The sequence below is a fragment of the Microcoleus sp. FACHB-672 genome (genome assembly GCF_014695725.1).
In the GTDB taxonomy this organism is placed as follows: domain Bacteria; phylum Cyanobacteriota; class Cyanobacteriia; order Cyanobacteriales; family Oscillatoriaceae; genus FACHB-68.
This window is the reverse complement of record NZ_JACJOU010000033.1, coordinates 580537-590526: the sequence shown is the minus strand read 5'-3', so window position 1 is coordinate 590526 and position 9990 is coordinate 580537. Positions and strand designations below refer to the sequence as shown.

Sequence of the window (9990 nt, the reverse complement as noted above, 5' to 3'; positions counted from 1 at the left end):
TCTGGAGTTGATGGTTTAATTAAACTAGCACTTCAATTAATGAATCTCGAACATCTCAAAAATTGGTTTACACATTGCTGCTACTGTACCTCATAGACTTCGAATTTGCTGTATATTTGACGCAATTCTGAAAGCGCATTTACTGTTTTTAACCCATTAAGAATCGCTCTTAATTGCTCCACTTCCTGAATCTCTGAAATCTCCGGTAGAATTATCAATCCTTCACTGCCAAACTTCAAATCCAAACCCAGCGCAATGCTTTCCAGCAGGATCTCCCTCATCTGTTGGCGACTCTGCTCAATTCCTTTCTCAATTCCAATTCTTTCAACACTTGTGATGTAAGGCATCCGTCGTTCCTCCTGTAGCTGACTGACTTCTCGCCAAAAATCTTGTTCTAACTGTGCCGGCAAATTCATGACCCAGTCAATAAACCCAAACAGATTAATCACATCTTCCCGCTCATAACCTTGTTCATACAAGCGTCGGGTGAGATAAAGCTTGCTAGAGAATCTTCCTCGTGCGTCGTCACGAGTCTCTTGAGCTTTTAAATGAGCCATCACGACTGTAGCAAAGGGGTTTCGGCTACGTTCTAGCGCTTGCCAGCTTTCTTGATAGTCTAGCAACTTCACCACGGGAAATCTAAAATTGACTTCACACCCCCATAGCTCATCGCTGAAGCGCTCAGGACGCCAACCGGCTCTCTCGTCACCCAATACCGCTAAACTGGCGATTGAGCGCTTGTAACGGTCAAAAATGCGGTAATGGTAAACATACATCCGCTCGGCAAAATTGCTTTCTTCCTGATTTTGGACTTCGATATGTACCAAAACCCAAGTTTCTTCGCCACCGGCACGGTAAATTTTAACTAACTTATCGACTAAGCGTCGGCCTAGTTCTGCATCGCGCACGACTTGTTGCAATTCTTTATCCAAAAATTCATAGCCGCGCTGCCAATCTATATCACCATGAGCTTGAGGAAAAAAGAATGCGATAAATTCCTCAAAATAACGTTCTAAAGCATCTTTCCAAGGCGTGTCGTATTCTGTTTGCGGTTCGCTCATCGTTTGACTTAGGATGGGAGAGCTTTTGGCTGAGTGCGCTCGTGTGGGGAGTGTTTGTATTATAAACCGGCCTCCACAGGACAGCGGCATTCTCTAACATCAATCGCTGTTAAAATACAATTTCTTGGCATTTTTTAACATCATGGGCAACACCTTTGGGCATTTGTTTCGCATCACCACTTTTGGCGAATCCCACGGCGGCGGCGTCGGCGTCGTGATTGATGGGTGTCCCCCAAGACTCGAAATTTCAGCAGAAGAAATCCAGGTGGAACTTGACCGGCGCAAGCCAGGACAAAGTAAAATCACCACACCTCGCAAAGAAGCAGACACCTGCGAAATTATTTCTGGCATTTTTGAAGGAAAAACGCTGGGAACGCCCATCACAATTTTGGTCAGAAATCAAGATACCCGCCCCCAAGATTATGATGAGATGGCACAAACCTACCGGCCTTCTCATGCAGATGCCACCTACGATGCAAAATATGGCATCCGCAATTGGCAAGGTGGGGGACGTTCCTCCGCACGGGAAACGATTGGACGGGTGGCTGCCGGCGCAATTGCTAAAAAAATCCTTAAACAAGTTGCCGGGGTGGAAATTGTCGGTTACGTCAAACGGATCAAAGACTTAGAAGGAACAATTGACCCCAGCACTGTCACCCTTGAACAAGTGGAGAGCAATATTGTTCGCTGTCCCGACTCTGAATGTGCAGAACGCATGATTGATATGATCGACGGGGTGCGCCGGCAAGGAGATTCTATTGGCGGCGTTTTGGAATGCGTCGCTCGCAATGTCCCTAGAGGATTAGGCGAGCCGGTGTTCGATAAAATAGAAGCAGACTTGGCCAAAGGCGTCATGTCTTTACCGGCAAGTAAAGGCTTTGAAATTGGTTCCGGGTTTGCCGGCACCCTGCTCACCGGCAGCGAACATAACGACGAATTCTATACCGACGAAGCCGGTGCAATTCGCACCCTCACCAATCGCTCTGGCGGCATTCAAGGCGGAATTACCAACGGAGAAAATATTATTTTACGAGTTGCTTTCAAGCCAACTGCTACAATTCGCAAAGAACAACGTACAGTGACGAGCGGCGGGGAAGAGACTATACTGGCAGCTAAGGGCCGGCATGATCCCTGCGTTTTGCCTAGAGCTGTGCCAATGGTAGAAGCAATGGTTGCCTTAGTGCTATGCGATCATTTATTGCGTCATCAGGGTCAGTGCAAAGTGCTCTAACAACCCAAACGGGTTTTCAGCATCTACTTCCAACTTATCCTGACTGAAATCCAAAATCTTGGAGGTTTGCAATGCAAGAGGTCGGGGTTTGGATCAGGACAGTTGCGATTTTCTTCGATAGCGCAAGGCTTTCAACCTTTTCTTGGATCTTGGCTGCCGGCATCGGTATAGGGACAAATACCAACTTCCCATTTCCGGGCGCAGCAGTGCTCGTCCCGCAAGTAATCAAGGGTGCAGATACCGTCTGGAAAACGTCGTTTTCCCATCATCAACTTCGTCAAGTTCTCTCAAAATTTGAGAGAATTTTGTGTTACATTCAATTACTTTTTTTCGGATTCAAATCGCTAAAAAGTAAAAGTAACCGGGCGTATATTTTCACTCAAATATCGTGGACGTTTGAGTGACAGTGGGCTAGACTCAAAAAGTCCATCCACGGGTCGTTGCCAGGGTGAAACTGTCAAAAGATGCAGCGTTGTACTCCGCACCCTAGCCTGCGGCCAAGAAGCAATCTTACCGCGCAAAGCTATTAACTTCAACATGGCAAACAGTCATTCCTCCGATTTTGTTGTCCAGTTCTGGGGTGTTAGAGGCAGTGTTCCGTCCCCCGGAAAAGATACGGTTCGCTACGGCGGCAACACCTCCTGTATGGAAATGCGCTTGGGTGATAAACGCCTGATTTTTGATGGCGGCACCGGCTTGCAACGGCTGGGGCAACACCTGCTCAAAGAAATGCCGGTTACAGCCGATATATTTTTTACCCACTATCACTGGGATCACATTCAAGGGTTTCCGTTTTTCACCCCTGCCTTTATTCAGGGCAATAGCTTCCACATTCATGGTGCTGTTCCCCCTGATGCAGAGTCGATGAAACAACATTTTATTGAACGGGTGCTTCATCCCAACTCGCCGGTGCCGATCTCGGGGATGCAAGCAGATCTGAAGTTTTCTGAAGTGATGCCCGGTGATGTGATCACACTGGACGACATCACCCTAGAAACCGGCCATCTCAATCACCCCAATAATGCAATGGGATACCGGGTGACGTGGCGGGGACATACGGTGTTTTACTGCACCGATACCGAACATTTCCCGGATCGCATCGATGAAAGTGTGCTGCATCTGGCTCGTGACGCGGATTTATTCATTTACGATGCCATGTACACCGATGAGGAGTATCACAACCCGAAATCACCGAAAATCGGTTGGGGGCACTCAACTTGGCAGGAAGGGGCGAGAATTGCCAAGGAAGCCGGGGTAAAGCGATTTGTTGTGTTTCATCACGAACCCACTCACTCGGATGAGTTTCTGGATCGGATGGCAGAGGAAGTCTACGCAACTTGCCCGAATGCGGTACTTGCTTATGAGGGGATGATTCTGGACGTAACTGAACCAGCCCGCTTGATGGAGCCGGTGAAAAGTTAGGTAGCCAAGTGCCGATAGTTTCGTCGGCTGGGCAATTACAGTTCAACCTGCACTTGCCCGTCAACTTTCTGTTCATCAATCAATCGTTAATGACGCCAAGAAAGTTGAAATCCCCGTGAAAGGGCTACACTTAGCCCCTTTCCTTTCTATGCAACTTTAATGCCAAATATTACAACCGGCTCGCACAAATAGCTGCCCCGATTAGCCCGACTTGTGGATTGAGTACAACATTAACCGGCACTCGCTCTACTAGGGGAGTCACCCGACCTTTTTGGGTAAACGCTTGTAAGAACCGGCCTTTCTCTAAAATCAATGGCATGATTTTGGCAGCAATTCCCCCGGCCACATACAATCCCCCATACGGTAGAAGTTTAAGCGCAAGATTGCCGGCTTCAGCCCCGTAAGCTTCGACGAACATTTCCATCGTCTCCTCACACAAGGGGTCACGCTTAGCCAAAGCTGCTGCAGCAATGGTTGCCGCCGGATCAACGGTTTTCTCTTTGCGCCCCGCCTGTTGCTCCCATGTTCTCACCACTTCAGCAACGTCTGGCGATTCATCCGCCATTTGCCGATCCCGCAAAAATTGGTAAATAGCCACAACACCTTGACCAGAAACAACTCGTTCAACGGAAACGCGCGAAATTTGGTATTTATCGAGCAAGTATTGCAGCAGATCAAACTCTAACTCGTTGCGGGGGGCAAAGTCGGCATGGCCACCTTCAGAGGGGAAAACTTGATATGTGTCTCCCTGCCGGATTAAAAACCCTTCACCCAAGCCGGTGCCGGCACCAATGATGGCAATCGGCGCATCCGGCTGGAATTGGCCTGCTTGCAGAGGGTGTAAGTCTGCCGGTGCCAAACCTGAGACGCCACAGCCAACTGCGGCAAAATCGTTAATTAAACTGACTGCCACCATTCCCAGTTCTTGTTCTAGCCGGTGGCCATCAAGTAACCAAGGCAAATTTGTCAGCTTGACGCTATTATTGACAACCGGCCCAGCGATGGCAAAACACGCCTTTTCGGGGGCAAATTTTTCACCTAACTCTTTTCCTGCCGACGCCAAAAACTCCCGCACCATTGGCACTAAATCGGCGTACTCCCGGCTGGTGTAAGTCGCCTGATGGAGGGTTTGTAATTCTGTGCCGGTGGATGCTTTCACCAGGCGCAGGATTGTCTTTGTGCCGCCGGTGTCTCCTGCAAGTAATAATGTCATAACTTTTACTTAACGGTCATCAGTGAGGGGGGAATCGGACAAGAGATTAACACGAGTGAGTTTAGTACATTGATTAATACTGAAACCTCACATTAATCGGTAAAATCTGCCCTTGCTAATTGACAGCAAACAACTGTGTGCTGAGAAATAACCAATTAATTAAAGCGGATGATTGTCTCGCTTTGACTGAGGTGGGACGTATCCCCATTAAGTTCTATTACCCAATCGTGGGCGTGGCGTACCAATTTAAATAAACAGCATAGCGCCACCTTCAATTCCGGGTTAGCACTTCTGCCGGCTAACCCCATTGTCGCACCCAGAACTGAAGCGCCGTGACCCACTAACAGAATATCTCCTGGGAATTCAGCCGCGATGTGTCTTGCGGTTTGAGCAGATCGTTCTAAGCACGCTTCGTCAGTTTCGGGATATTCAGCGACAACGCGAGATGTATAGCTGAGGTCGATCTTGGGAAATCGCTGATGTAATGCTTCAATTGACAGTCTTTCTGGCATCACCGGCATCCAATCTGGATTCAGCCACTCACTTAAACCTGACTCAAGTTTGACCGGCAAATCGAGGACTTCGGCAACTTCATGGGCGGTTTGCACAGTTCGCAGAAACGGCGAGGCAAAAATATGTGTGATGCCTTCACCGGCAAGGCGTTTAGCTAATTGCTTCGCTTGCCCAACTCCATCCTCGGAAAGGGGGGGATCGTAAGGGCGCTCAGCGGTATTAAACCACTCAGGGTTAACAAAGTCGAGGCGATTTGCGTGTCTTGCAATCCAGACGGTTTGAGACATGAGCTTGCTTAGTGAACTGAACAGTTGCTTTGGCCGGCTTCAATCTTTCACTATACTCTGACTTTACCCTTCATTTTTTGGAAGTGAAGCTTAATTCAGAAAGATTGACTTTTTGCTCTAATTTTACTTGATTATTTTCATCTCGTATTTGCAATTTTACGCGCACTGGCTTACTGTTCCAATCAATTTCCATTAGTCCGAAATGTAAATATTTGAAAAACGGCCCTTGACGGAATTTATTTGGCTCTTTCTCTAATTTCTCCCAACTATGAGTGAGTCCGCTGGAAGTAATTTCATACAAGGGATAGGGGATAGAGCCAGTTTTCATTTTAGAAATTTCTGCAAAATGCCGGTCACCACTTAGAAAAATTACGCTTGAAAGTTTCGTTTTCTTAATCAAATCAAACAACCGTTGCCGCGCTTTAGGGAAGTTTTCCCATTTTTCTTCTTTGTGGTCTTCTGGCAAAACTTGAATACTTGAAATGACCAAATTAATTTGCGCTTTGCTATTTTTAAATTCTTTTTCTAACCAATTCCACTGCTGTTCACCCAGAATATCACTATTTTTACCCGGCGCATCCCGATGATAGCGAGTGTCCAGTAAAATGACTTTGACTTGCTTGCCTACTGTGCCATAAGTGTAGGCAGTATAAACTCCAGCTTGCTGTCGGCGCTCACTATCTGCCGGCTCATCAAGAAAGTCTAATAACTCCTGTTGACTTTCTGCTTTCTTTTTATATTCTTTGCCGGCATTATTCTTGCCATAATCATGATCATCCCAAGTACCAATCACTGGCGTGGTTTGAAGTAATGCTTGATAGCCTGGGTTTGCTTTTGTCGCTTGATATTTACGCTGCATAACCTTCATGTTGCCGGTATCCCCATAGACAATATCTCCAAGCCAGATCCAGAGATCGGGTTGACTGCTAATAATTGGTTGCCACAATGGTTGCGGGAGATCGTGTTTATTGCAAGAACCGAAGGCAATGCGGGAAACAATAGTAGGTTGTGCCGGCTTTTTTGTCGGCTGCGTTTGTTGAGGAGTGTTAAATACTTCGGGAGTGTCAGTGCAACCGAAAAGCATGAACACTGCTGTGATGGCAAACAAAAAATGGGAGGAGTGCCGGTGCATAAGAATTGTGTTAAAAATCTATAAAATATTACCATTTTTAAAGTCAGTTTTGAATTAATCAAGATTTGAAATGAGGGAATTAAGTACTTTTTAAATATTTAAAGAAAATTCTAACGTCAAAAAAACTAAATTTACAAACTATCAAAATTTTACTTTCATTTAATATCTAAGTAAAGCAGATTTCAATTAAAATAGTGAGTAGCCGAAATCACAACTAGGTGAAACTCTATGCAAGAGGAAATGACACTAGCTGAGCTAGCCGAGTATGGCGTGACGATTCCTCCGACAGAGGACGAACTTCCTTACGATGACGGGGTGCCTATGGAAAGCTTGCGCCATGTACTACAGATGGAGATGCTAATTCATCCATTGCGGCTGTTGTGGAAACAGCGTCAAGATGTTTTTGTCGCTGGCAATATGTTTGTCTATTTTAGTGAGGCACAGGTACGCAATCAAGACTTTCGCGGGCCAGATGTTTTTGTAGTGCTGGATGTGCCCAAGCGAGAGCGCAAAAGTTGGGTCGTTTGGCAGGAGGGAAAAGGGCCAGACTTAGTAATTGAGTTGTTATCAGATAGTACTGCAGAAAAAGATAAAGGCGAGAAAAAACTAATTTATCAAAATCAGTTACGAGTGCCTGAATATTATTGGTTCGATCCCTATAGTGGCGAGTTGGCAGCTTTTGTTTTAGTGAGAGGGGTTTATGAGCCGGTTGAAATAGATGAACAAAATCGCTTGCTCAGCCGGCATTTACAGTTAGCATTAGTACGCTGGGAAGGAACTTATGCAGACGTAAATGCCGGCTGGTTGCGCTGGGCAACTTTGGATGGGGTTTTGCTGCCAACACCCCAAGAGGAGGCTGAAGCAGCTCAACAACAGGCTGAGGCAGCTCAACAACGCACGACGGAATTAGAAGCGCAGTTAGCTCGTTATCGGGAACGCTTTGGTGAATTGCCGGAGTGATTGTAAATAAAGCCGGCATCTCTTTTTATTTAGCAACAGGCGTTACTGAAATTATCTGAGTCTCTTCATCGATCATTATTTTCGCCGGCACAAATTGCTCAATCACCCAAGCATTTGTTGTTAGGTGGGTGCTAATTTCCGCCACCCGATACTGACTCGCCTCCGTTGCCAAAGCTGCCGGTAATAGCAACTGATCTGCCAAGTGCACATCCACCGGCGCACCGTTATGATGAAAATCTAGTAATTCCTCAGCCGCCATTTCCGCTACCTTTTCAGCCGACAACCCCACACGCCCTACAGCACCAAACCCAGCTAAACTCTTTTCATACTCAGCCGTTAAAAAAATCCCCGCACCCGGCGCTATACCGCTTTCTCGCAACGCCTGCACCTTGGCGATTAGGTTTTGTGATCGCAACAAATTCTCAGCACGGTTTGCCATGCGCTGCGGAATGTGAGACGCAAGTTCCGTAACCACCGCCAGTCCCCGAACCCGTCGCAAATTGCCACGTTCGATTAAATTTAAACCACTCAAGCTGTTACCGCCACTTAAGCGTAATTCCGCCTCTCCCCCGCCCTTGGGATACCAACCCCAAGCATTGAGCCGCACCCTAGCCTCGATGCCCATCCCAGCCAGCACCGGCAGATAAACTTGTTCAATGTAGGTAAATGGCGGGCTAAAAGGAACGTGAGTACCTCCCCGTAGCCTCACCATCGAGTCACCCGTCGTTAGCGCCAGAGGCAGCAAAATCGTCTGCAAAATTAAAGTCAGCGCACCGGCTGTCATGATATCAAAAGTATACTGTCCTGCTTGCACAGAGCCGGTGGGGGTGAACTCCAACATCATCGAACCCAACTTATCGCCTCGCAGTTCCGCATTGCAAATCGCGGCGGCTGCCCGCACGCAAGTTAAGTGCTGAGCTGCCATTCCAGGCTTGGGGCGTCCCGCACGAATGCCTTCTATGCGGATAGGGGTGCCGGTGATCGCAGACAAACTCAGGGAAGTGCGAAGAACCTGCCCGCCACCTTCACCATAAGAGCCATCAATGTGAATCATATAAAAATTTTTTGTTTGGTTAATTACAACTATCTTGCCTTGACCACAATTTGTTTTTTATCGCTCATCTCAGAATCAAATAATATAATTTCATCTTGGATCTTCACTAATAAATCGTCCTACACCGGCATCGTAATATCGCGCCCGATAATAGTATTGCCTCGTCTCAGAATCCAACTCCCGTCCCGTATAACCAAAACGGAAGTTTAGCGCAGCATTTGTCTGACTGGTAGCTTGCCCAAAGCTGTGGTAGGTAATGTAATTGTGTCAAGTACCGATAGATCAACGTAAATATACTCAACCGACTGAATAATATTCCTCTGACTATCCTTAGTAATGAACTCTGTTAAACGATTGCCATCCCTCAAACATACTCTGTAGTGTCAGAGCGAGTTTGATTGAGTTATTTTTTTCTGCTAATCATATATTGTTGTAGGATTCTCCTTGGCTTCCAGTAAGATTTGTTCAGCCTTTTCTTCTCCATAAACATGAATTAATAAAGGTTGCAACCATTTATTGCGAGTGACATCAGCGGGAAAAATTTGGCAAGCTTCTAGCAACATTCGTAAACGTCCCAGGAAACCATACACCTGCCGGTCTAAATCTGGAACAGCCGAGCGAATTTCTTCAATAAATTCTACAGGCCCACCCAGTAGCCCATGTCGTTCATGGGATGTTATCAACCCCCATTTACCACTGGCTGAATAGATAATACTGTCTAGACCATAAGGATTCATGCTTAAGCGGAAATCGATTGAGCGCTCAAGTCCACCTGACATTGTGTAAGCTTCTATGAAATCTTCTAAAGGGATGTAACAGTGATTAGGCTCAACAGAGGACGTTGATGTGTTATACAGAGAAATATAACAGCCCGTATCACCCAAATTAGCGGCAGCGTCAATGATAGCATTGATAATAGGGGGTTCTATACAGTATTCACAAGGGTACATAATTAACCGCCCAACTACACGTTTAGAAAAAGGTTGGTCAAAGGCATCGTCATTGACAAAAACTTGCCGGAGAAAAGGCTCAGCTTTTATACGAAACTCAGCTTCAGTGAGGCTATACATATCACCTATTCACCTTTGAGAAATACCAAAATCAAGAGAATTAGTTT

General features: G+C 46.4%; 11 protein-coding genes. 3 read left to right on the top strand and 8 right to left on the bottom strand.

The genetic code is table 11. The features are described 5' to 3' along the window. Positions 1–80 precede the first annotated feature (80 nt). A complete protein-coding gene (locus H6F56_RS25605) occupies positions 81–1061 on the bottom strand; it encodes a cytosolic protein (protein WP_190674937.1) in 981 nt (326 codons plus the stop codon). Positions 1062–1203: 142 nt separating this feature from the next. Here H6F56_RS25605 and aroC point away from each other — a divergent pair, with 142 nt between their 5' ends. Then, positions 1204–2292 (top strand): chorismate synthase, encoded by a 1089-nt coding sequence (gene aroC, locus H6F56_RS25600; RefSeq protein WP_190674935.1) that lies wholly within the window; start codon positions 1204–1206, stop codon positions 2290–2292. Between the two features lie 131 nt (positions 2293–2423). Here the strand turns inward: aroC and H6F56_RS25595 are convergent, their stop codons facing one another. Then, positions 2424–2573 carry a hypothetical protein gene (locus H6F56_RS25595; RefSeq protein ID WP_190674922.1) on the bottom strand — a complete coding sequence of 50 codons (150 nt, stop codon included), beginning with the start codon at positions 2571–2573 and terminating at the stop codon, positions 2424–2426. A gap of 256 nt (positions 2574–2829) precedes the next feature. Between H6F56_RS25595 and H6F56_RS25590 the strand changes: the two genes are divergently transcribed. After that, a complete protein-coding gene (locus H6F56_RS25590; RefSeq protein WP_190674918.1) occupies positions 2830–3714 on the top strand; it encodes an MBL fold metallo-hydrolase in 885 nt (294 codons plus the stop codon). 169 nt (positions 3715–3883) lie between these two features. Here the strand turns inward: H6F56_RS25590 and H6F56_RS25585 are convergent, their stop codons facing one another. The 3 genes from H6F56_RS25585 to H6F56_RS25575 form a co-directional block, all read right to left on the bottom strand. Next, positions 3884–4927 (bottom strand): glucokinase, encoded by a 1044-nt coding sequence (locus tag H6F56_RS25585; RefSeq protein WP_190674915.1) that lies wholly within the window; start codon positions 4925–4927, stop codon positions 3884–3886. Positions 4928–5082: 155 nt separating this feature from the next. Beyond that, positions 5083–5727, bottom strand: coding sequence for a histidine phosphatase family protein (locus tag H6F56_RS25580; protein ID WP_190674911.1), 645 nt, complete (start codon positions 5725–5727; stop codon positions 5083–5085). Between the two features lie 70 nt (positions 5728–5797). Then, complete coding sequence (locus tag H6F56_RS25575; RefSeq protein ID WP_190674906.1) at positions 5798–6859, bottom strand: alkaline phosphatase D family protein; 1062 nt, start codon at positions 6857–6859, stop codon at positions 5798–5800. A 228-nt stretch (positions 6860–7087) separates the two neighbouring features. Here H6F56_RS25575 and H6F56_RS25570 point away from each other — a divergent pair, with 228 nt between their 5' ends. Continuing rightward, positions 7088–7819 (top strand): Uma2 family endonuclease, encoded by a 732-nt coding sequence (locus H6F56_RS25570; RefSeq protein WP_190674903.1) that lies wholly within the window; start codon positions 7088–7090, stop codon positions 7817–7819. A 25-nt stretch (positions 7820–7844) separates the two neighbouring features. On the opposite strand, the gene rtcA is transcribed toward H6F56_RS25570, so the two are convergent. From rtcA to H6F56_RS25555, 3 genes are all read right to left on the bottom strand, one after another. Further along, positions 7845–8873, bottom strand: a complete 1029-nt coding sequence (gene rtcA, locus H6F56_RS25565) for an RNA 3'-terminal phosphate cyclase (protein ID WP_190674899.1) — start codon at positions 8871–8873, stop codon at positions 7845–7847. Positions 8874–8963: 90 nt separating this feature from the next. After that, positions 8964–9131, bottom strand: coding sequence for an RHS repeat-associated core domain-containing protein (locus H6F56_RS27420; RefSeq protein WP_190675080.1), 168 nt, complete (start codon positions 9129–9131; stop codon positions 8964–8966). 158 nt (positions 9132–9289) lie between these two features. After that, positions 9290–9943, bottom strand: a complete 654-nt coding sequence (locus tag H6F56_RS25555; RefSeq protein WP_190674895.1) for a hypothetical protein — start codon at positions 9941–9943, stop codon at positions 9290–9292. Between the last annotated feature and the right edge of the window lie 47 nt (positions 9944–9990).